At 64.5% G+C, this 19,936-nt stretch carries 21 protein-coding genes and 1 tRNA gene; 11 read left to right on the plus strand and 11 right to left on the minus strand.

What is annotated here, in order from left to right:
* Positions 1 to 101 precede the first annotated feature (101 nt).
* Positions 102 to 1,283, plus strand: coding sequence for a bifunctional 2-C-methyl-D-erythritol 4-phosphate cytidylyltransferase/2-C-methyl-D-erythritol 2,4-cyclodiphosphate synthase (locus tag QX126_RS06275; protein WP_315779976.1), 1,182 nt, complete (start codon positions 102 to 104; stop codon positions 1,281 to 1,283).
* 66 nt (positions 1,284 to 1,349) lie between these two features.
* Positions 1,350 to 1,961 carry a CinA family protein gene (locus QX126_RS06280; protein WP_315779978.1) on the plus strand — a complete coding sequence of 204 codons (612 nt, stop codon included), beginning with the start codon at positions 1,350 to 1,352 and terminating at the stop codon, positions 1,959 to 1,961.
* Positions 1,962 to 2,103: 142 nt separating this feature from the next.
* Here QX126_RS06280 and QX126_RS06285 read toward each other — a convergent pair whose 3' ends face one another.
* Entirely contained in the window at positions 2,104 to 2,346 is a 243-nt protein-coding gene (locus tag QX126_RS06285) for a type II toxin-antitoxin system RelE/ParE family toxin (RefSeq protein WP_315779980.1), read from the minus strand.
* A gap of 354 nt (positions 2,347 to 2,700) precedes the next feature.
* Between QX126_RS06285 and QX126_RS06290 the strand changes: the two genes are divergently transcribed.
* Positions 2,701 to 3,669, plus strand: coding sequence for an alpha/beta hydrolase family protein (locus tag QX126_RS06290; protein ID WP_315774798.1), 969 nt, complete (start codon positions 2,701 to 2,703; stop codon positions 3,667 to 3,669).
* A 36-nt stretch (positions 3,670 to 3,705) separates the two neighbouring features.
* Here QX126_RS06290 and QX126_RS06295 read toward each other — a convergent pair whose 3' ends face one another.
* The 3 genes from QX126_RS06295 to QX126_RS06305 form a co-directional block, all read right to left on the minus strand.
* The gene (locus tag QX126_RS06295; RefSeq protein WP_315779981.1) at positions 3,706 to 4,056 is read right to left on the minus strand and encodes a DUF1127 domain-containing protein; all 351 of its coding nucleotides are present in this window, start codon (positions 4,054 to 4,056) and stop codon (positions 3,706 to 3,708) included.
* Between the two features lie 249 nt (positions 4,057 to 4,305).
* On the minus strand, positions 4,306 to 4,863 hold the full coding sequence (locus QX126_RS06300) for an HD domain-containing protein (protein ID WP_315779983.1): 558 nt from the start codon (positions 4,861 to 4,863) through the stop codon (positions 4,306 to 4,308).
* Positions 4,864 to 4,909: 46 nt separating this feature from the next.
* Positions 4,910 to 5,170, minus strand: coding sequence for a hypothetical protein (locus QX126_RS06305; RefSeq protein WP_315779985.1), 261 nt, complete (start codon positions 5,168 to 5,170; stop codon positions 4,910 to 4,912).
* A 228-nt stretch (positions 5,171 to 5,398) separates the two neighbouring features.
* On the opposite strand from QX126_RS06305, the gene QX126_RS06310 reads away from it, so the two are divergent.
* Together QX126_RS06310 and QX126_RS06315 are read left to right on the plus strand one after the other, a co-directional pair.
* On the plus strand, positions 5,399 to 5,752 hold the full coding sequence (locus tag QX126_RS06310) for a hypothetical protein (protein WP_315738022.1): 354 nt from the start codon (positions 5,399 to 5,401) through the stop codon (positions 5,750 to 5,752).
* A complete protein-coding gene (locus QX126_RS06315) occupies positions 5,724 to 6,986 on the plus strand; it encodes a methyl-accepting chemotaxis protein (protein ID WP_315738023.1) in 1,263 nt (420 codons plus the stop codon). The genes QX126_RS06310 and QX126_RS06315 overlap by 29 nt, the downstream gene beginning before the upstream one ends.
* A 362-nt stretch (positions 6,987 to 7,348) precedes the next feature.
* Here QX126_RS06315 and QX126_RS06320 read toward each other — a convergent pair whose 3' ends face one another.
* Positions 7,349 to 7,822: a type II toxin-antitoxin system RatA family toxin gene (locus QX126_RS06320; protein ID WP_315738024.1), complete on the minus strand. Its 474-nt coding sequence runs from the start codon at positions 7,820 to 7,822 to the stop codon at positions 7,349 to 7,351.
* Between the two features lie 10 nt (positions 7,823 to 7,832).
* Complete coding sequence (gene lipA, locus QX126_RS06325; protein ID WP_315770755.1) at positions 7,833 to 8,792, minus strand: lipoyl synthase; 960 nt, start codon at positions 8,790 to 8,792, stop codon at positions 7,833 to 7,835.
* 135 nt (positions 8,793 to 8,927) lie between these two features.
* Here lipA and QX126_RS06330 point away from each other — a divergent pair, with 135 nt between their 5' ends.
* Positions 8,928 to 9,551 (plus strand): DNA-3-methyladenine glycosylase, encoded by a 624-nt coding sequence (locus QX126_RS06330; RefSeq protein ID WP_315779987.1) that lies wholly within the window; start codon positions 8,928 to 8,930, stop codon positions 9,549 to 9,551.
* Positions 9,552 to 9,659: 108 nt separating this feature from the next.
* Here QX126_RS06330 and QX126_RS06335 read toward each other — a convergent pair whose 3' ends face one another.
* The 5 genes from QX126_RS06335 to QX126_RS06355 form a co-directional block, all read right to left on the minus strand.
* On the minus strand, positions 9,660 to 12,524 hold the full coding sequence (locus QX126_RS06335) for a valine--tRNA ligase (protein WP_315779989.1): 2,865 nt from the start codon (positions 12,522 to 12,524) through the stop codon (positions 9,660 to 9,662).
* A gap of 309 nt (positions 12,525 to 12,833) precedes the next feature.
* A complete protein-coding gene (locus QX126_RS06340; RefSeq protein WP_315757518.1) occupies positions 12,834 to 13,592 on the minus strand; it encodes a DUF2497 domain-containing protein in 759 nt (252 codons plus the stop codon).
* Between the two features lie 379 nt (positions 13,593 to 13,971).
* Complete coding sequence (locus tag QX126_RS06345) at positions 13,972 to 15,357, minus strand: TolC family outer membrane protein (protein WP_315779991.1); 1,386 nt, start codon at positions 15,355 to 15,357, stop codon at positions 13,972 to 13,974.
* 282 nt (positions 15,358 to 15,639) lie between these two features.
* On the minus strand, positions 15,640 to 16,305 hold the full coding sequence (locus tag QX126_RS06350; protein ID WP_315738030.1) for a protein-L-isoaspartate O-methyltransferase: 666 nt from the start codon (positions 16,303 to 16,305) through the stop codon (positions 15,640 to 15,642).
* Positions 16,306 to 16,437: 132 nt separating this feature from the next.
* On the minus strand, positions 16,438 to 16,623 hold the full coding sequence (locus QX126_RS06355) for a hypothetical protein (protein ID WP_315774806.1): 186 nt from the start codon (positions 16,621 to 16,623) through the stop codon (positions 16,438 to 16,440).
* Positions 16,624 to 16,880: 257 nt separating this feature from the next.
* Here QX126_RS06355 and QX126_RS06360 point away from each other — a divergent pair.
* The 5 genes from QX126_RS06360 to QX126_RS06380 all read left to right on the plus strand — a co-directional run bounded on the left by QX126_RS06360 (position 16,881) and on the right by QX126_RS06380 (position 19,573).
* Positions 16,881 to 16,955: transfer RNA gene (locus tag QX126_RS06360), tRNA-Asn, on the plus strand.
* Complete coding sequence (locus tag QX126_RS06365; RefSeq protein ID WP_315738032.1) at positions 16,922 to 17,644, plus strand: NUDIX domain-containing protein; 723 nt, start codon at positions 16,922 to 16,924, stop codon at positions 17,642 to 17,644. The genes QX126_RS06360 and QX126_RS06365 overlap by 34 nt, the downstream gene beginning before the upstream one ends.
* Before the next feature lie 15 nt (positions 17,645 to 17,659).
* Positions 17,660 to 18,505, plus strand: coding sequence for an EamA family transporter (locus tag QX126_RS06370; protein ID WP_315779993.1), 846 nt, complete (start codon positions 17,660 to 17,662; stop codon positions 18,503 to 18,505).
* Positions 18,506 to 18,726: 221 nt separating this feature from the next.
* Positions 18,727 to 19,191 (plus strand): response regulator, encoded by a 465-nt coding sequence (locus QX126_RS06375; RefSeq protein WP_315779995.1) that lies wholly within the window; start codon positions 18,727 to 18,729, stop codon positions 19,189 to 19,191.
* A complete protein-coding gene (locus QX126_RS06380; RefSeq protein ID WP_315738035.1) occupies positions 19,169 to 19,573 on the plus strand; it encodes a response regulator in 405 nt (134 codons plus the stop codon). The genes QX126_RS06375 and QX126_RS06380 overlap by 23 nt, the downstream gene beginning before the upstream one ends.
* Positions 19,574 to 19,936: the final 363 nt, after the last annotated feature.

Here is a 19,936-nt window from a genome sequence, read left to right on the forward strand (position 1 = left end):
GTTGCCGCTCAGGCAACGTGTGATCCTGCTCGCTTAACATGTTCTGCAGATGTAAGAAGCCGCGAACCCATCATCTCCCTTTGCATCGATACCCTGTTCCCATGACGACTTCTCAGCGGACTGCAGCCATTCTCGTCGCGGCCGGACGTGGCCTGCGCGCCGGCGCCGGCGGTCCGAAGCAATACCGCATGATCGGCGGCCGCACGGTCATCCATCGCGCGCTCGCCGCCTTCGCCGATCACCCTGAGGTGGCGGTGGTCCAGCCGGTGCTGAACCCCGACGACATCGACATCTTCAACGCAGCCGTCTTCGGCCTGCGCCACGAGGTCCCAGCGCATGGCGGTGCGACGCGCCAGGCCTCGGTGCTCGCAGGCCTGGAAGCGCTGGCGCCGCACAAGCCCGACATCGTGCTGATCCACGATGCCGCGCGTCCGTTCGTCACGCCCGCCGTGATCTCGCGCGCGATTCGAGCGGCCGGCAAGACCGGTGCGGCGATTCCCGTGGTGCCGGTCACCGACACCATCAAGGAAGTCGGCACGGGCGGCGACATCACCGCGACACCGGAGCGCGCGAAGCTGCGCATCGCGCAGACGCCGCAGACCTTCAAGTTCGACACGATCCTGGAGGCACACCGCCGCGCCGCGCGCGACGGCCTTACCGAGTTCACGGATGATGCGGCGATTGCCGAATGGGCGGGATTGACCGTCGCAACGTTTGAAGGCGATGTTGCCAACATGAAGCTCACCACACCGGAAGATTTCGTGCGCGAGGAGGCGCGGCTCGCAGCCCAGCTCGGCGATATCAGGACCGGCACCGGCTACGACGTCCACGCATTCGGCGAAGGCGACCATGTCTGGCTGTGCGGCCTGCGTGTGCCGCATAGCAAGGGGTTCCTTGCCCACTCCGACGGTGACGTCGGTCTGCACGCTCTGGTTGATGCAATTTTGGGCGCCCTGGCCGATGGCGACATCGGCTCGCACTTCCCGCCCTCCGACATGAAGTGGAAAGGCGCCTCCTCCGACCAGTTCCTGAAATACGCCATCGAGCGCGTGACCGCGCGTGGCGGCCGCGTCGCCAATCTCGAGGTCACGATGATCTGCGAACGCCCGAAGATCGGCCCCCTGCGCGACCAGATGCGCGCCCGCATCGCCGAGATCACCGGCGTCGACATCTCGCGCATCGCGGTGAAGGCCACCACCAGCGAGCGGCTCGGCTTCACCGGCCGCGAGGAAGGCATCGCAGCGACGGCGAGCGCGACGATCCGTCTGCCGTGGAGCGCCTAGAGGCGCACCACCCTGTCACCGCTCGTGGAGCTTTCGATCTGACGGTCGGATGAGGACAACGCAGCCATGGCCAGCGAACGTCAAATCGGCTCTACCAGCGCGCTGGCCCGCTCGCTGCTCGACCTGTGCCGATCGCGCAAGCTGATGATCGCGACCGCCGAGTCCTGTACCGGCGGCCTGGTCGCCGCAGCGCTGACCGACATCCCCGGCTCGTCCGACGTCATCGACCGCGGCTTCGTTACCTACTCCAACGAGGCCAAGCGCGCGATGCTCGGCGTCGAGGCCTCCACCTTGCAGACCTTCGGCGCCGTCTCCAAGGAGACCGCGATTCAGATGGCGGTCGGCGCCCTGGAGCGCGCCGACGTCGACCTCGCGGTGGCCATTACCGGCATTGCCGGCCCCGGCGGCGCCACCCCCGGCAAGCCGGTCGGCCTCGTCCATTTCGCCGTCGCCGCTCGCGACGGCCGCATCACCCACCGCGAGCACCGCTTCGGCGCCATCGGCCGCAGCGCCGTGCGCACGCGCTCGGTGCTGGAAGCCCTGCGCCTGCTGATGGAGCTGGCCCGGCCACAGGTTGCTGCCAAGCCCAAGCGCGCCGCCGCCACCCGCCTCCGTCCGCGCGTCGCCCGCGCGCCACGGCTGCATCCGGTGAAACGGCCACGCCGGCCGCGAACTTAGTTGCTCGTCATGAGCGCAGCTCTCGCCCCATCGTCATCCCGAGCGCAGCGACGCGATCCAAGGCTTTCGCGCTTCAAGACATTGGATTGCTCCGGCGCGACAGCGCCTCGCAATGACCAGATGTTCAATCTTCATTCCGCCCCTAACCGAACTCATCCGGATTGCGCGCCGTGTGACGCACACTGTGAATGACCACCTCGTCGGCAGTAACTTCGTAGTAGATGAGGTAAGGATAAGGATTGATAGTCAATCTGCGCAGGCGCGGATGGGTCGATTGAGCACCTGCCTTAGGATAATAAACCAACACGTCAAAGACGGACTTGATCCGCATATGAACGCGCCTTGCGCCGCCTGGCGAATGCGACGCCGGGAAGTGTTCACGCAATAGGCTGCGGACACCTAGGCAAAGAGCCGCCCGTAAGGCGCCCGGACTGCCGCCATGTCAGCCGCGCATTCGGAATGGTGGGCACGGCGCGCCCGCACTGGCCGGGACTGAAGCTAACGTTTGGGAGTTACCGCAGAACCTCGACGGCTTGATCAAATCATCTTGTCATCGGAGGCACGAGCTGGTGGTGAACGCAAAGATGGTCGGCACGACAGACCCTATGGCACCCGAGGCGATCTGCCGATGGATTGTCCACTCCGGTTCGACGGCCGGTCATTGGGCGGAACGGGCGGTCCAGTTGGTACAACTTTCGCGGGTACACGCTATTTCGTAGTTCAACGTGAGGAGTCCGTCTTGCTTCATCGGACCTTCGCCACTCTCGCGCTGCCGCTCCTCCTCCTGACCTCCTCCGCCCACGCCGCTGGCTTGCAGCTCTTAGAGGTCGATCATGGATTTCACGGCATCATCTGGACGCCCTGCGCCGCAGACGCCGGTAGCGTGCCGGTTGGAAGCCTCGCGATCCCAGGGCTGGAGACACTGCCCGGGGTAAAGAATTGTCCAATCAAGGGCACGAAGCTGCCATTGGTCGTGATGTCCCACGGGCGCGGCGGCTGGATCGGTGGAAACCACGATGTTGCGGAAGCGCTGGCGGACGCGGGATTCATCGTCGCGGCGATCAACCATCCCGGCGACAGTGTCGGTGACCTGGCGCAGCGCGACAGCCTGTCGGTCTGGCTCTCACGGCCGCAGGACATCATGCATCTGATCGATTTCATGTTGAACGATTGGACAAGCAGAGCCGCGATTGATCCGGACCGGATCGGCTTCTTCGGCTTTTCGCGCGGTGGCTACACCGGAACCGTTCTCGCCGGCGTCGACCCGGACTTTCAAAGGGTGGCGCACTACTGCACGCAACAGAACCCGTTCTGCGAGCAGGTCCGCAATGGCGAGTTTCCCAGAAGCTGGCCGCACGACGAGAGGATCAAGGCGGCCGTGCTGGCCGACGCCGCCCACACGGTCGGATTCACGCGAGCAAATCTCGCGAGCATCAAGATTCCCCTCCAGGTCTGGCGCTCGGAGCTCGGCGGCAACGGGGTCGATCCGGAAGGGACCGCCCGCGTAACCGCGAGCCTTCCCGGCACGCCCGAGGTCCACACCGTGCCCGCCGCGCATTTTGCTTTCCTCGCGCCGTGCTCCGCGGAGCTCGCGGCCGCCGTCCCGCGCATCTGTGCTGATACGCCTGCGGATTTCGACCGCGCGGCGTTTCACCGAGAGTTTGACGCCCAGGTCGTCAGGTTCTTCTCCGAGAAGCTGGGCAAGTAGGATCCGTGGCAGAACCTGCGTTCCGCCGCGTCGCTCTCATGCGCGCCAGAACGGGCGCCGGCACAGCCGCCGCGCCTCGTCGCGTGTCAGGCCGTAGTCCTGCAGCACCTCGTCGGCGATCCACGGCAACTCCCGGGCGAAGCGACCGCGCTCGCGCCAGCGCTTCCACCAGAGCCGCAGCAATGACACTGGCTGCAGCTCGGCGCAGCTTTGATCAGGCGCCGGTCGCGCCAAGTAGTAGATCTCGGCGCCGGGCTTGGGCGAGATGGGATGGCTCGCCGAGGGACCACGGCGCCGCTCGTCGAGTTCCTGGAAACGCAGCACATGATGGAGCGGAGTTCGCTCCTCGATGGCGCTGACCCTCGGATCGTCGGTCGTGCTCGGCATGGCGGGCTCCCCCTTCAAATGAAGAACCTGCCGGCAACAAAAAAACCGCCAGGTTCTGGCGGCTGTTCGGATCAAATGCTGCAATTCGTCAGATTGAGCGCGATCCTCCCGCCGCCAGCGAGCTACGGTGCGTGATGCGACCAAAACGATGGGAGGCGACGGTGATCATGGCCGGCTCTATAGCGGATCGCCCTGAGGTTGTCATCATCGAATCCGGTGCGAGGCGGGCAAGCGCATTGCCCGATCTGGTCAGGACGGAAAAGCACCAACGGTCCGCGCAAGTTGCCGCGCCAACAGTCCAGGCAGAGCCTCATCGAAAATCCGGCTCAGCGTGCGGTAATACCAGATCGTCCCATCCCTTCCACCGGTGAAGCGTTGCCACACGACGTCGCCCACCTCATCAAGGTCGCTCGCGATCGCTTCCGCGTTGTCAACCTTGTCAGCGAGCGAGACCAGCAGCGATGACGCCGGCTTGAGCGGCAGCCGGGCGAGATAGGCTTCCTTCCGCGGGCGCCAGGCCGGCCTCGGATCGACCCAGGAATCCGTGCAGTCCGCAACGATCACGGCGACGCTATCGCCAAAACGCCGGCGGATCTCATCCAGCGTGGCCTGCCCGCCCTGGTCCTCGGCGGCGTCATGCAACAGTCCCGCGATAGCCTGCACCTCGCTGCCGCCCGCCGACAGCACGCGGCTGGAGACGCTCAGCAGATGCGCGATGTAGGGCACGTTGCTGCCCTTTCTCAATTGGGTCCGGTGCAGCCTTGTCGCATAGACGAGCGCTTCGTCGTAGAGATGGGAGAGTGACATTGCTTGCTTTCTTCTCTGGCTGACGCAGGGTCAGGCCGATGGTTCGTCATTGGGGATTATCGGCATTGTTCCAATCATTGGGCACCACGTCGAGCATCATCCTAGCCGACCCGTCGGGCGAATCAGCTGGCGTGCGGAATAGCGGAGAGCCCGCCTCCGGTGCCTTGCTGCGATCGAAGCGCATCGCGAGGGCGTGCGCCAAGACACTGATTTCCTCAATCCGTTCAATGTCCGACTCACTGTCCAGTCCTGCCGACGAAAATATTCTCGTTTCTATTTTCCAGAATTCATGCTTCCCTCCCGTCATCCCGCCTCGACACGAGGGGCGTATCGCGATCGTCACGACACGCGAGGTGGGGAGGCGATGGCCGCCGATGGGCCGCAGCACGTCTGATGACGTGCGGACGAACGGCTCTTGGCGGACGTGAAGTCGCAGCGTCCTGGCACCCCGATGCTGGTGTCACGCCGGTGGAGATGATGATCCGCCGGTCACGGGGGCAAGACAGCCCGGTCCCCGGGGAGACTGCGTATAAACGTGAAGACCATCGCGCAGGGAATGCCGGATGTCGGCTGGACCTGTGGTGACTGCCGCCTGCTTTTTGTTGCAGGCGGGCCATGGGTTGCGGCCAGCACCCGGCATTCCCTGCGCCCTCGTGATTTCAGAGGGTCGATCGAGATGCACAGCCCGGGCGTGATTGCGCCGCGGAGGATGCGGCTGCGTGCCCGCTGGATGCCGTCCCTCACCGTCCGGACCGCGATCGCCGACCATTATCGCTCGCCCCTCCACGGCCTAAAGGTTTTGGTTAATTTTGTCCTGCTACGTCTCGCGCATTCTTCTCTGACAGTGGATTCGGGACCCCATGGCTTTCTTCTCCGGCAAGTCGGCTGATCGCACGCATAACCTCCTGATGACGGAGCTGTTCGAACGCCATCGCGACGCCATCCTGGTGATGTCCGACGGCAAGATCATCGCCTGCAACGAGACCGCGGTTCGCTTCGGCGGCTTCCGCAGCAAGCAGGACTTGCTGTCGCGTTCGCCGGCGACCATGGCGCCGGAGTTTCAGCCCAGTGGCAAGCGCTCCGCCGACGTGGTGAAGGAGATGGATGCCAAGGCCAGGCGCGAGGGCCACGCGACGTTCGAGTGGACCACCAAGCGCGCCGACGGCAGCCCGGCCCTGGTGCAGATCACGCTGGTGCCGACCCAGGTCGAGGGCCAGACCTACGTCATGAGCTTCCGCCGCGATCTTTCCGACCTCGTCGCCGCACGCGAGGAGAAGAAGCGCGCGCTGGACCAGATCGCCAAGGATTTCGAGACCAGCGTCGGCGCCATCGCCAATGCGATCTCTGGCGCCTCGCGCGAAGTCGAGACGACGGCCGCGTCGCTGACGACCACGGCGGACCAGGCCGCGCAGCGCGTGGCGCTGGTCGCCTCCGCCTCGAACTCCGCATCGTCCAACGTGCAGTCGGTGGCCGGCGCCACCGAGGAGCTCTCGACCTCGGTCAGCGAGATCAACCGCCAGGTCGCGACCTCCTCAACCATCGCAGCCGAAGCGGTCGAGGCGTCCTCGCGCACCAACGATCTCGTCAACAGCCTCGCGGACGCCGCAGCCAAGATCGGCGCGGTCACCGACATGATCAATGCGATCGCGAGCCAGACCAACCTGCTGGCGCTGAACGCGACCATCGAGGCGGCGCGCGCCGGCGATGCCGGCCGCGGCTTCGCCGTGGTCGCCTCGGAGGTGAAGAGCCTGTCGAGCCAGACCGCCAAGGCGACCGACGAGATCAGCGCGCACATCAGCGCGATGCAGCGCGCCACCAGCGATACCGTCGCCGCAATCCAGGGCATCGGCGGCACCATCGGCCAGATCAGCGAGATCGCCAAGACCATTGCGACCGCGGTCGACCAGCAGGGCCACGCGACGCAGGAGATCGCCCGCTCGGTCAGCCAGGCCGCCAGCGGCACCCGCGAGGTCGCCACCAACATCGGCTCGGTCAGCCAGACGGTGGAATCAGCCGGCGGCGCCGCGCGGCAGATGCTGGGCGCGGCCGGCCAGCTCGCCAAGCACGCGGACGAGCTGCGCGGCAAGGTGAAGGACTTTTTGAGCGCCGTGCAGGCGGCGTAGTTTCGATCGCCGGCGCGACGTGTCCGCGATCAGAACGACTCCGCGACGATGTCGCGGAGCAGCTGTTTGAAGACGTGGATAGGAAGGAAAGCGCTCGGGCTTCGCACTCGGAACGCGCGGGGTGAGATGACGAGGAGCGTCCTCACCCTTCGCTGTCGTCCCGGGCAAGCCAGAGCGGCGCGCAGCGTCGCGGAGGCGCCGACCCGGGACCCATACTCCGCGGCGGCATGGTGAGACGAGATCGGAACTACGCGGGTGCCGCCACACCGCATCCTGTGGCTATGGATCCCCGCGTTCGCGGGGATGACCGCTGAGGTTGGGGCGCCGGCCGTGGTCTACCATCGGCAGGGATTGGCAAGGACTTACGTCGACGACACCGCCGGCTTGCGGCCGTAGATCGCATCGGCGCGCTTTTCGAACGCCGCCGACATGCGCGCGAAGATCGTGTCGAACATCGAGCCCATCAGCATCGCCAGCATGCGGCTCTTGAACTCGTAGGCGATGAAGAACGTCACCTCGCAGGCGCCCTGCTCGCGCGGCTCAAAGCTCCAGCGGTTCTCCAGGCTGGAGAAAGGCCCGCTGACATATTCGACCAGGATGTTGCGCTTGGCCCGATCCAGCGTAACCCGGCTGGTGAAGGTCTCCTTCACGAGCTTGAACGACACCGTCATGTCGGCGACGACGACCTCGGTGCCATCGGGCTTCTGGCTACGCTGGCGCACCACCAGCTTCTCGCACAGCGGCACGAATTCGGGATAGCGCTCGACATCGGCGACGAGGTCGAACATCTGCTCGGCCGTATGCGCGACGCGGCGCTTGTTGGAAAATCTCGGCATCTGGTCTCGATCAGCGCGCGATGGCGGCGCGCGCGGCCTTCAGCTTGGCGAAGTCCTCGCCGGCATGGTGCGAGGAGCGCGTGAGCGGGCTCGCCGACACCATCAGGAAGCCCTTGGTATAGGCGACGGTCTCGTAGCCGGAGAATTCCTCCGGCGTGACGAAGCGCATCACGGCGTGGTGCTTCCTGGTCGGCTGCAGATACTGGCCGATGGTGAGGAAATCGACCTCCGCCGAGCGCAGGTCGTCCATCACCTGCAGCACCTCGTGGCGCTCCTCGCCCAGGCCGACCATGATGCCGGACTTGGTGAAGATGGTCGGATCGATCTCCTTGACCCGCTGCAGCAGCCGGATCGAGTGAAAGTAGCGCGCGCCGGGACGGACCGAGAGGTAGCGCGACGGCACGGTCTCGAGATTGTGGTTGAAGACGTCGGGCTTGGCGGCGACGACCTGCTCAAGCGCGCCGTCCTTGCGCAGGAAGTCGGGCGTCAGCACCTCGATCGTGGTGGTCGGACATTTCGCGCGGATGGCACGGATGGTCGCGGCGATATGGCCGGCTCCGCCGTCGGCGAGATCGTCGCGGTCGACCGAGGTGACGACGACGTGGGCCAGGCCGAGCTTGAAGGTCGCCTCCGCCACATGCTCGGGCTCGCCGGCGTCGAGCGCCTGAGGCAGACCGGTCTTGACGTTGCAGAAGGCGCAGGCCCGCGTGCAGGTGTCGCCCATGATCATGAAGGTGGCGTGCTTCTTGTCCCAGCACTCGCCGATGTTCGGGCAGCCCGCCTCCTCGCAGACGGTGACGAGGCCGTTCTCGCGCACGATGTTGCGGGTGTCGGCATAGCCGCGGGTGGTCGGCGCCTTAACGCGGATCCAGGCAGGCTTGGCCGGCGAGATCGAGTCCGGCCGGTTCGCTTTTTCGGGGTGGCGCGGGCGCAGCGGCGTGTTCGAGAGCGTGTCGACGATGGTGACCATGGGATTCGCACAAACCTCTGTTGCGCCCTAGCTATTCCGTGCCGCGGCGCGCCGCAACCGGCTGGCCGACGATACCAGGGCATGGCAGATATGGGCAGCGCGGAACAGCGCTCATCACGGCGGATTTCCTCAAGAATGGCGCAAAAACCGGCAAAAGCCCCCGGGGTTTCACGGCCCCGGCGGCATGGCGCGGCCAAACGGCTGACGCGGGCGTTCTTCGCCCGCGAGGTGCTCGCGGTGGCGCCGGAGCTGATCGGGGCGACCTTTCTGGTCGACGGCGTCGGCGGAACCATCGTCGAGGTCGAGGCCTATCATCACACCGACCCGGCGGCGCATTCGTTCCGCGGCCCGACGCCGCGCAACCAGGTGATGTTTGGTCCGCCCGGCTTCGCCTATGTCTACCGCTCCTACGGCATTCACTGGTGCGTGAACTTCGTCTGCGAGGTGGAGGGCTCGGCGAGCGCGGTCCTGATCCGGGCGATCGAGCCGACGTTCGGGATCGACGAGATGCGGCAGCGGCGCGGGCTGGAGGATGTCAGGACACTGTGCTCGGGGCCGGGCAAGCTGACCGAGGCGATGGGGATCACGATCGCGCATAATGGCCTGGCGCTGGATGCTCTACCGATCGAGCTGTTCGCCCGGCCTGAGGATGTAGAGGTCGTCACCGGCGTCCGCATCGGCATCACCAAGGCCGTCGAGCTGCCCTGGCGGTTCGGACTGAAGGGCTCGCGGTTTTTGAGCAAGCCGTTCGCGCGCTAAGCCCATGGCAGTCATTCCGGGATGGCCCAAGGGACCAGACCCGGAATCTCGAGATTCCGGGTTCGATGCTTCGCATCGCCCCGGAATGACGAAGGAGAGAGGACTACGTCACGCGCCCTGAAGCCGCGACAACGCGTCTTGGAGCTTGGCCTTGCGGGCCAGTGCCGCCTCGCGCTTCTCCTTCTCCTCCTCGACGAGTTCCTCGGGCGCATTGGCGACGAACTTCTCGTTGCCGAGCTTCTTGTCGACGCGCTCGATGTCGGCCTCGGCCTTGGCGATCTCCTTGCCCAGGCGGGTGCGCTCGGCGGCGAGATCGACCACGCCCTTGAGCGGCAGCGCCGCGACCTCGCCGCGCACGACGAGCTGGGCGGAGCCTTCGGGCGCCGTATCGGCGAAGGAGATGTCGGAGAGACGCGCAAGGCGCTTGATCACCTCGCTCCAGCGCGGCGCGCGCTCCCTCGTCTCGGCGGAGGCACCGACGAGCGCGAGCGTCATCAGAGTCGCCGGCGGGATGTTCATCTCGGCGCGGACCGAGCGGATGGACGTGACGAGATCGACCACCCAGCCGATCTCGGCCTCGGCCGCCTCGTCCTTGAAGCTGGCGGCGTCGAACGAGACCAGCAGCGGCGGCACCAGGGGATCGCCGAAGCTGGCGGCCGACAGCGCGGCGATCTCGGCGACCGTCGGCCTGTCGGTGCGGTGTGGCCAGGGCGACAGGGTCAGCAGACTGTCGCGCTTGGCGGTCGACTCCCACAGCGCCTCGGTGATGAAGGGCATGAAGGGATGCAGGAGCTTGAGGATCTCGTCGCGCGCCCAGGCGACCATGGCACGGGTCTCGGCTTTGGCCGGGCCGTCCTCGCCGAGCAACGTCGGCTTGGAGAGCTCGACATACCAGTCGCAATAGACATCCCAGACGAAGCGGTAGATCGCATTGGCCGCGTCGTTGAAGCGATACGCCTCCAGCGCCTCGGTGACCTCGCGCGTCGCGGCGGCGGCCTCGTGGGCGATCCAGCGGTTCAGCGTCTCCTTCGCAGCGGCCGGATCGAAGCCGTCCGGCACGGTGCAGCCGTTCATCTCGGCGAAGCGGCTGGCGTTCCAGAGCTTGTTGGCGAACTTGCGGTAGCCGTCGACGCGCTGGGTCGACAGCTTGATGTCGCGGCCCTGCGCCGCCATCGCGGCCAGCGTGAAGCGCAGCGCGTCGGCGCCGTGCTCGTCGATCAGCGCGAGCGGATCGATGACGTTGCCTTTCGACTTCGACATCTTGGCGCCCTTCTCGTCGCGGACGAGCGCATGGATGTAGACGGTCGAGAACGGCACCTCCTTCATGAAGTGGATGCCCATCATCATCATGCGGGCGACCCAGAAGAAGATGATGTCGAAGCCGGTGACCAGCACGTTGGTCGGGTAGTAGCGCTTCACCTCCGGCGTGGCGTCGGGCCAGCCGAGCGTCGAGAACGGCCACAGCGCCGAGGAGAACCAGGTGTCGAGCACGTCCTCGTCACGTGTGATGAAGCCGTCGCGCTTGTTGCGGTCGAGCGCCATCTCGCGGCCCTGCTCCGCCGTGATGACCTCCTGCTCGACGTAGTAGCCGAGTGCGTTGGACACCGCCTCTTCCTCGGTCTCGGCGACGAACACCTTGCCGTCGGGCCCGTACCAGGCCGGGATCTGGTGGCCCCACCACAGCTGGCGCGAGATGCACCACGGCTGGATGTTCTCCATCCAGTCGAAATAGGTCTTCTCCCAGTTGCGCGGCACGAACGTCGTCGCGCCCGACCTGACGGCTGCGATCGCCGGCTGCGCCAGGGTCTTTGCGTCGACGTACCACTGGTCCGTGAGGTACGGCTCGATGACGACACCGGAGCGGTCGCCATGCGGCACCATGTGCGTGTTCGGCTCGACGCGCTCGAGGAAGCCGAAGGATTCCAGCCGCTCCAGGATCTTCTTGCGCGCAGCAAAACGCTCGATGCCGTGGAACTCCCTGGCAAACTCCTCGGAGCCCTCAGGCAAGCCGCGCAGATAGTCCTCGTTGTCGACCAGGGCGATGCAGCCTTCGCGATCGAGAATGCTGATCTGCGGCAGGCCGTGGCGGCGGCCGACCTCGAAATCGTTGAAGTCGTGCGCCGGCGTGATCTTGACTGCGCCGGTGCCCTTCTCAGGATCGGAATAGGTATCGGCGACGATCGGGATCTCACGGCCGACCAGCGGCAGGATCACGCGCTTGCCGACGAGATGCTGATAGCGTTCGTCGTCCGGATGCACCGCGACCGCGCTGTCGCCGAGCATGGTCTCGGGACGCGTGGTGGCGACCACGATGAAGCTCGTGGGATCCTCGGGGCTGAACGTCGTGCCCTCGATCGGATAGCGCAGGTACCAGAGATTGCCCTTGACCTCGATCTGCTGCACCTCGAGGTCGGAGATCGCGGTCAGGAGCTTCGGGTCCCAGTTGACCAGCCGTTTGTCCTTGTAGATCAGGCCGGCGCGGTGCAGCTCGACGAACACCTTCACGACGGCCTTGGACAGGCCCTCGTCCATGGTGAAGCGCTCGCGGCCCCAGTCGCAGGAGGCGCCGAGGCGCTTGAGCTGGTTGATGATGGTGCCGCCGCTCTCGTCCTTCCACTGCCAGACGCGCGCGAGAAACTTTTCGCGGCCCATCTCGCGGCGGCCGGGCTGCTGGCGCTCCATCAGCTGACGCTCGACCACCATCTGGGTCGCGATGCCCGCATGGTCGGTGCCCGGCTGCCACAGCACGTCGCGGCCGCGCATGCGCTCGAAACGGCACAGGATGTCCTGCAGCGTGTTGTTGAGCGCGTGCCCCATGTGCAGCGAGCCGGTCACGTTCGGCGGCGGGATCACGATGGTGAAGGGATCCGCATTGCGCCGATCGGGGCGACCGGCGGAGAACGCGCGGGCATCCTCCCAGACCAGGGACATGCGACCTTCGAGATCGGTGGGCTGATAATTCTTATCGATCATGGCATTTCCAGCGGCGCGGGGCCGGCTGTCCAATTCGGGATGTCGCGGAACTCGTCCGGGCCTTTTGTGACACGACCTGAAAAAGCTCGCGCAAGCTGTTGGTGCTTGGGCTGTTTTCGGACTGATGTCCGACCGCGGACCGCGCTCCCGGAAGAGCCCTCTCGATCCGTCCGGCAGGGATCAGCTTGACAGGGCTAGAAAGCCGCCGCGGCGCGCCAAGTCAACAGCAGCGGCGAACATTGACGGATAGCGTCTACCGCCCGTCGCGGCTCACTCCAGAACGGAACGGGAGATCGTGCCGTCTTGGCGTCAGCGGCCGCGCGAGACGCGCTCGATCTCCGCCTTGACGATGCGCTCCACCAGGGCCGGAAGATTGTCATCCAGCCACGATTTCAGCATCGGACGCAGCATCTCCTTGACGAGGTCCTCGAGCGTCCGGGCGTTGTTGCTCAGCACTGTATTGGCCAGCGCGTTGAACGCCGATTCGACGGCGTTCACCGTCGATGGGGCCAGGATCGGCTGCTTCGGCGTGACTTGCTCGAACGCGGACTCGAAGCTGGCAGCCTTCTGATTGAGCCGCCCGGCCTCGATGAACTCGATATCGTCCCGCGGATCCACCTTTCGGAAGGATGCCGCGGCGGGGGCTGGCGCTGGAGCGGGAGTCGGTGGGGCCACTGCCATGTCGTCCGTCAACTCGAGTACTTCAGGTTCGGGATCGGGCTCGGGTGCTACCGGCCGAACCTCTGCGACTGGAGTCGTTTCATCCAAACCCGCCAGCAATGCGTCAATGTCGTCCTGGTTGTTGCTCGCGGCGGCCGCAGGCGCTGGCGGCGGTGCGGGAGGTGGAGGTGCGGGCTTGGCGGGAGCCGCAGCGGCGATCTTCGAAGGTGGGATGTCGTTCATCGCCGACTTCGCTGCCGGGGCCGCCGGCTTCTCGGCCTTGACCGGCTCCGGCGCTGCGGCCTTGTCTGCCGCCGGCGGCTTACCCTCGTCGTCGGCAATGATACGCCGGATCGACGCCAGAATCTCCTCCATGGAGGGTTCTTGGACCTTCGCAGGCTGCGTCATTTCCGACTCCAAATCAGCAACGCTGCCGTACGAACCGGCTCAGCGCAAAAGTCCCGGGCGCCGGCCCCAAGTGGCTTGGACTTCTCAACGGACATGCCAACTTGTCTCCGGACAAGGCCTGATCGATGCAAAACAACAGAACGATACTGCCCATGTCGGAGTCTATTCTTGGAAGAACTTCCGACGCAGTCCGAATCGTTCGGCGGCCATTTTGAGGCTATGTCATGGCAACAAATGAATGCAAGCAACGCTGGCCGCGAACCCGGTGGAGCACGGAGGTCGCCCGTCAAGCGTCGCCCATTCGTCACAACCACAGCATGTGCCACAAAAAAATCCCCCGGCCAAGGACCGAGGGATCAGGGGCGATATTAAGAATGTACTAACGACCATCCGGCGTCCGTACACCTGCCCAGTTATCCCGGACCTGCTGGTAGTGCACGCTAGGATCGTAGGTGGTGGTCGGCAGGTTCAGCACCTGCGGTGACAGCCGCCCCACGGTCTGAAGCACCGTATAGGATGCCACCACGCGGTCATGCTGGGCGTTCACCAGCGAATTCCGCGCGTTGACCAGCGCCTGCTGAGCGTTGAGCACGTCGAGGGTGGTGCGCTGCCCGGCCTTGGCCTCTTCGCGGACACCATTGAGGGCGATCTCGGAGGCCGAGACCTGGGCCTGTGCCGACTGCACCTGTGCCTTGCCCGCAAGCAGCTTGCCCCAGGCAGATACCACGTCGGAGCGAGCCTGATCGCGCGTCTGCTCAAGGGTAAGACGCCGTTGAGCCAGCGTCTCCTTCGACTGCCGGATCAAGGCATATTCGCCGCCACCCTGAAAGATCGGCACGTTGAGTGTTGCCGTCGCACCGGCATTGAACGCCTTGTAGGATTGAACCGACGTTTCGTACGATTCGGTCGCCGAGGCCTGGAGCGTGACGGTCGGCAGCAAAGCACCTTCGTTGATTTTCAGCTGCAGGAACTGAACGTCGATGCCGTACATCGCGGACGTCACGCTCGGGCTTTGGGTCAGGGCCGTCTCGATCGCTTGCTGAAGCGTAGGCGGCAAGTACCGATCAACAGGCGAGCCCGGCATGAGATTCACCGGCTCGCTGCCGATGATGCGTCGGAAATTCGACCGCGTCGCAGTCAGATTCGATTCGGCCGTGAGCTGCTGCGTACGGCCTGCCGCGAGCTGCGCCTCGGACTGCGCCACGTCCGTGCGTGTGACTTCGCCGACATTGAAGCGGTCGCGCGTCTGTTTGAGCGTCTGCTCCAGCACCCGTGTATTGCTGCGCTGAACCTCGACGATCGCCGCATCGCGCAGGTAGTCCATGTAGATGGTGGCCGCCGACAACAGCACGTTCTGCTCCAGAACGCGCAGACCTTCCCGCTCACCAGAGACACTTGCTTCAGCCTTCCGGACACCATTGGCCGTCTGCTGACCGTTGTAGAGAGTCTGGTTCACCGTCAAACCGACACTGCGCGGCCGCTGCAGGCCGTTGGCAGCGGGGGCACCGGGAGCAGCCTGCAGATCCGTGTACGACACCCCGCCCGTCGCCGACAGATTTACTTTCGGCCGATACCCCGAGAGCGCCTGGGGGACACCTTCGTCGGTCGCGCGAACAAAGGCGCGCTGGGCATTGAGCTGAGGATTGTTCTGATAGGCGCGCACCAGCGCAGCCTCGATCGTGTCGGCCAGCGCTGGCGCCGGGCCCGCACAAGCCATCACGAGGACCGCAGCCGCCGCTGCAGTGACGAGCTTCACCCCAAACATCCCTGTTCCATTCATTTGTTACCGGCTCGAACGCCAGAGCCGGGCCGTAACCTGTTGAAGAGACTCCCGCGCACCTCGCACCTTATTCCCCATGCATGCGCAACGGAACTACCCAAGCCTGGAACCTGTGCCGAAAACTGTCAACGTGCAGCATCCGGGCCACACTTCTGATTTAAAACAGAATTTCGCCCGCCAGAGGGCGCGAAAACGACGCAGCAAACCCTGCTCGCCACGGGATGGCCCGCCAGTTCAGAGAAGCCGCGAAGAACTTCGTTGGGCGATTTAAAACACGAATTCCGGGAGCTGTTCGAGACCGGGAATGACCGGTGCCGCGGCATCGAACAGGACCCTGCTGCCGATATCACCATGCGATCGCGTAAAGATCATGGCGCGGGCGGGACGTACGGTGGCGAAGACACCGACCAGGCGGCCGCCCTCCTTCAATTGACGGCAAAGACCGTCGACAGGGACCTCGGTGGCCCCATTGAGGAGAATCACGTCGAAGCGGCCGTCCGCCGGATCACCCTGCGCGGCCGGCGCGACCCGAATCGTGACCGGGCAGCCATCGACGGCGGCAAGCAGCTGCTTGGCGCGCCCTTCGACCGCAGAATCGACCTCGGTCGCCGTCACGCTGCCCGCGAGTCGGGCGGTCAGCGCGGCGAGATAGCCCGTCGCACATCCAACCACCAGCACGTTGTCGGTCGGCTTGATCTCGGCAGCCTGCAGCAGTTTTCCGGTCAGCATCGGCTTGATCAGATACCGCTTGGCGGAAGCGGATTCGGAGACGTCGAGATCCAAGTCGAGATAGGCCAGCGCCTGCCGATCTGCGGGAACGTAGGCTTCCCGCGGCACGGTCAACAACGCATCCAGCACGCGGTGATCGGTGACGTCGCTGGTCCGAACCTGACCATCGACCATTTTCTGGCGCGCCGTCGCGAATGAAGACATGAGCAGACCTGCAAGCAAAGTGGATGGACCGCAGACGATCTGCGCAATCTTTTGGTACAAGGTCCCCGAAAAGGCAACATGCGGGTTTGAACGGATCCGCTGGGAAGCCGCGTCTGCGAGGGCGGTCGCCGGCTACTCGATCACCACGGCGAGTCGTCCGAGCAACTGCACGATCTCGTCAATATGTTCGGAATCACCGCGCGTCACCATGTCGGCCAGCCGCGTGAGGCATTCGTCGTCGCTGAGACGCTCGACCTGGTCTGGAATCAACGAGGGCGCGGAGACTGCTTCAGCGAATGGGATGACGGTGTTTGGCATCTACGACACTCCATGACCGCGGGCACTGGCCGGTTCCAGCAAACTATCGGGGCCGGTTTGCTCCCCTCCAAGTGAATTTCCTGTCATCGAACTGTGGGCGACCGCTGCCCAGCAAGCGTTCAAAATGAATCTAACCATCTGAAACTTCGGTATTTTATTCCTGAACCCGCAATCGTCGCAAAGATGCGATTTCGTTCTATGCAAGGCGAAACGGCTTTGTTATACGCAGCCGCATTCGCGAACATTGCTTCGCCTGTTCCTCGGTAGCTCAGCGGTAGAGCATTCGACTGTTAATCGAATGGTCGCTGGTTCGAATCCAGCCCGGGGAGCCATTCTGGCCAAGCCGAATGGTTCTTTATCCTCACATTCCCTCTTTCTTGTGACGCTGGGCACCCGCCGATTCGCGGCGAACGCGCGCCTCCTGACCGTCATCTGGCTGGGCGGCGTGGCTGTCCGCCTTGACGGCGCATGGGGCGTCGGGCAAGCGGGACGGATCTCTTGCAAGTGGCGACCAGCGATGCCGATTTCCGATCATCTGAGAGCCGTCCGCAGCAAGATCGGCCATGATCTGTTGGCGACCACGGCAGTTTCCATCTCCGTGTTCGACGACCAAGGACGCATTCTACTCGGACGCGACGCGGAGACGGGCCTCTGGACGTTGCCTGGCGGCGCCATCGATCCGAATGAGCACCCAGCCGACGCGGCCACCCGCGAATGCTTCGAGGAGACCGGACTGGTGGTCCGGCCAAAACGTCTGCTCGGGGTGTTCGGCGGCCCGGAGTTCCTCATCCGCTATCCCAACGGTGATCTGACCTACTATACGGTCATCGCGTTCGAGGCCGTCATCGAAGGCGGCGCGCTTGCGCCCGACGGCGAGGAGATGGCGAGCCTGCGATTTGTCGATCGCGCGGAATGGGAACAGCTTGCGGTGTCGCCATCGAGCCGAATCATCTCGCGGCAGGCGCTCCAGCACGACCCCGTCCCCTACTTCGCTGCCGCGAGCTGGCGGCCCGAGAGCTGATCCGGACCCAAGACGTTGGATCCTGTCGCCGCAAGTCTCATGCTGATGGCCGGTCTGCTTCACGCGACTTGGCATGCCATCGTCAAGACCGGCAGCAGCCTCTCTCTCCTGGCTGGCATGGGGCTGGTGAGCAGCGTCCTGATCCTGCCCTTCATGTTTCTCGTTCCCGTTCCGGCCCCCTCGACCTGGCCGCTCATCGTCGCTTCGCTCGTCTTGCACGCAGGCTACAAGGCGAGCCTCGCAACGGCCTACCGCTCGGCCGAGCTTGGACGCTCCTACCCGATCGCGCGCGGCGCCGTTCCGCTGTTCGCAACGCTGTTTGCCTCGCTGGGTCTACAGCAACCGCCACGGAGCGGGCAGTTGATCGGGATTGCCGTCATCGTCCTCGGCATCACCGGCCTGGCGCGCGACCGCATCCACGGTCCCGTCGATCGCCGTGCGTTCTGGGCTGCGATCTGCGCCGCCGCACTGGTCGCGGGCTATTCGGTCGTCGATGGGGCAGGCACCCGGCAGATCGAAGGCTGGGCTTCGTTCACGGTCTGGATGATCGTGCTCGACAGTGTCGCGTTCTTCCTCGTCGCGATGATGCTGCGAGGGCCTGCGCTGGTGTGGGAGATCCGCGACGCCTGGATTCCGGTGCTGATCGCAGGAACCCTGGGGCTGGCGTCATTCGTGGTATTCCTTTGGGCCTTGAGCCGCAATCCGATCGCCAATGTGGTGGCCTTCCGCGAATGCAGCGTCTTGTTTGCGACGCTGATCGGCGTGCTGTTCTTGAAGGAGCATGCGACGCCGCGGCGGCTCTGCTGCGCCGCACTGATCGCAGCCGGGCTGGTCGCCATCGCCTTGCTCAAGCCGGGCTGAGCTTCTCCAAACTGCCGAAGCGATTGGTCCGGAAAGCATGGTTCCATCTTCGTCGCTTAGTGCATAACATGCGCCGGCCCGCGGCCGGGAAGTTCCGTAAAACTCCTCGTTGCAGAATCGTAACAACTAATTCAGTGTTAACCACTTTGTCATTTTCGAGCTTCAACCCATTGTCCTTGTAGCGTGAGAGTCCTTCAGTCCCGCTGATACTGAGGTGGCCCATGCCTACTGTCCTCATTATTGACGATGACTATCCTACGCGCGCTGCGCTGGAAGCATCATTGAAGAAGAAGCGATTCTGCGTGTTTCTCGCGCCGGACGGTCCGACCGGCATTCGATTGATCGGCAGCGTGTCCTTCGATGCCGTCGTGATCGACATGTTCATGCCGGGTATGGATGGGATCGCAACCATTCGTGAGCTCATCAAGATCGATCCTACGGTGCCGTTCATCGCGATCTCCGGCTACGCATTCACCGACAAGAAACAGGGCGCTCCGGACTTCCTCGGTATGGCAATCAAGCTCGGAGCGACGGCTGCGTTGCAGAAGCCGTTCGACATCCGCGATCTGCTCGAAGCGGTCGATCGTTCGATCGAGGTGCGTCAACGACTTCTGACCGAGGCGCGGCACGTGGCTCCTCGCTCACATCTGTCAGGAAGGCCTCATGATGAACATCCTGGTCGTTGATGACGAAGTCGGCGTTTGCTGTGTCATCCAGCACCTTCTGGTTCGCGAGGGCTACGCGGTCACTGCCGTCACCGACGGTCGGCTGGCGATGGATGCGGTGACCCGCGGTGACTTCGCCGCGGCTCTGATCGATCTCAACTTGGCCGACATGGACGGCAACGACGTGATCCGGGCTGCACGCGCGGCTCGGCCCACGATGCCCATCGTGATGATGTCGGGCATGGTGCTGGAATCAGGACGTGGGACGGCTGATTTGCTCGGCCCCTCGGCCAAAGTGGTCGGCCTTCATCGTTTGGCGAAGCCGTTCAAGCCGAAAGACCTGTCGCAGCTGATGCGTGACATTCTGGCGCAGGACACCGAACCTCTCGCCGTCGCGGTCTGACCGCCAGCGATTCGGTCGCACGCGTCGAGCCGAACGTTTGGAGCGGATCGCCTCTTCGACCTTTGCCGGAGAAGCAGCCTGCGACTCGCGGCGGCCATGTCGATCTCTTGCTCACGGTCGGCTGCAGGCCGGCTCGTCGTCGCTGTACGGCATCACCTGCCGCACAGGGAGACGGGTCAAGGGAAGACGAGAAGTCTCGAGGGGTGTGAGCCTGTTCACATCGGAACAGCGCGGACCGCCGTACCTTTTGGAACGACGGGCACCGGTAACGATTAGGTCCTTTGCGCCCGATCGTTAGAATTTGAGCGATCCGCTCAATTTGAACAAAGTGGAATTCTGCCATCGTGGCTCGCAGTTTGCGCG

The organism is Bradyrhizobium sp. SZCCHNPS1003 (assembly GCF_032381555.1).
Taxonomy (GTDB): domain Bacteria; phylum Pseudomonadota; class Alphaproteobacteria; order Rhizobiales; family Xanthobacteraceae; genus Bradyrhizobium.

What these genes read in the sequence shown, in the direction of transcription:
- QX126_RS06275 (WP_315779976.1), top strand. Translation starts at nt 102, where the DNA reads ATGACGACTTCTCAGCGGACTGCAGCCATTCTCGTCGCGGCCGGACGT.
- QX126_RS06280 (WP_315779978.1), top strand. Translation starts at nt 1,350, where the DNA reads ATGGCCAGCGAACGTCAAATCGGCTCTACCAGCGCGCTGGCCCGCTCG.
- QX126_RS06295 (WP_315779981.1), bottom strand. Translation starts at nt 4,056, where the DNA reads ATGCCGAGCACGACCGACGATCCGAGGGTCAGCGCCATCGAGGAGCGA.
- QX126_RS06300 (WP_315779983.1), bottom strand. Translation starts at nt 4,863, where the DNA reads ATGTCACTCTCCCATCTCTACGACGAAGCGCTCGTCTATGCGACAAGG.
- QX126_RS06305 (WP_315779985.1), bottom strand. Translation starts at nt 5,170, where the DNA reads ATGACGGGAGGGAAGCATGAATTCTGGAAAATAGAAACGAGAATATTT.
- QX126_RS06315 (WP_315738023.1), top strand. Translation starts at nt 5,724, where the DNA reads ATGGCTTTCTTCTCCGGCAAGTCGGCTGATCGCACGCATAACCTCCTG.
- QX126_RS06320 (WP_315738024.1), bottom strand. Translation starts at nt 7,822, where the DNA reads ATGCCGAGATTTTCCAACAAGCGCCGCGTCGCGCATACGGCCGAGCAG.
- lipA (WP_315770755.1), bottom strand. Translation starts at nt 8,792, where the DNA reads ATGGTCACCATCGTCGACACGCTCTCGAACACGCCGCTGCGCCCGCGC.
- QX126_RS06330 (WP_315779987.1), top strand. Translation starts at nt 8,928, where the DNA reads ATGGCGCAAAAACCGGCAAAAGCCCCCGGGGTTTCACGGCCCCGGCGG.
- QX126_RS06335 (WP_315779989.1), bottom strand. Translation starts at nt 12,524, where the DNA reads ATGATCGATAAGAATTATCAGCCCACCGATCTCGAAGGTCGCATGTCC.
- QX126_RS06340 (WP_315757518.1), bottom strand. Translation starts at nt 13,592, where the DNA reads ATGACGCAGCCTGCGAAGGTCCAAGAACCCTCCATGGAGGAGATTCTG.
- QX126_RS06345 (WP_315779991.1), bottom strand. Translation starts at nt 15,357, where the DNA reads ATGTTTGGGGTGAAGCTCGTCACTGCAGCGGCGGCTGCGGTCCTCGTG.
- QX126_RS06350 (WP_315738030.1), bottom strand. Translation starts at nt 16,305, where the DNA reads ATGTCTTCATTCGCGACGGCGCGCCAGAAAATGGTCGATGGTCAGGTT.
- QX126_RS06355 (WP_315774806.1), bottom strand. Translation starts at nt 16,623, where the DNA reads ATGCCAAACACCGTCATCCCATTCGCTGAAGCAGTCTCCGCGCCCTCG.
- QX126_RS06365 (WP_315738032.1), top strand. Translation starts at nt 16,922, where the DNA reads ATGGTCGCTGGTTCGAATCCAGCCCGGGGAGCCATTCTGGCCAAGCCG.
- QX126_RS06375 (WP_315779995.1), top strand. Translation starts at nt 18,727, where the DNA reads ATGCCTACTGTCCTCATTATTGACGATGACTATCCTACGCGCGCTGCG.
- QX126_RS06380 (WP_315738035.1), top strand. Translation starts at nt 19,169, where the DNA reads ATGATGAACATCCTGGTCGTTGATGACGAAGTCGGCGTTTGCTGTGTC.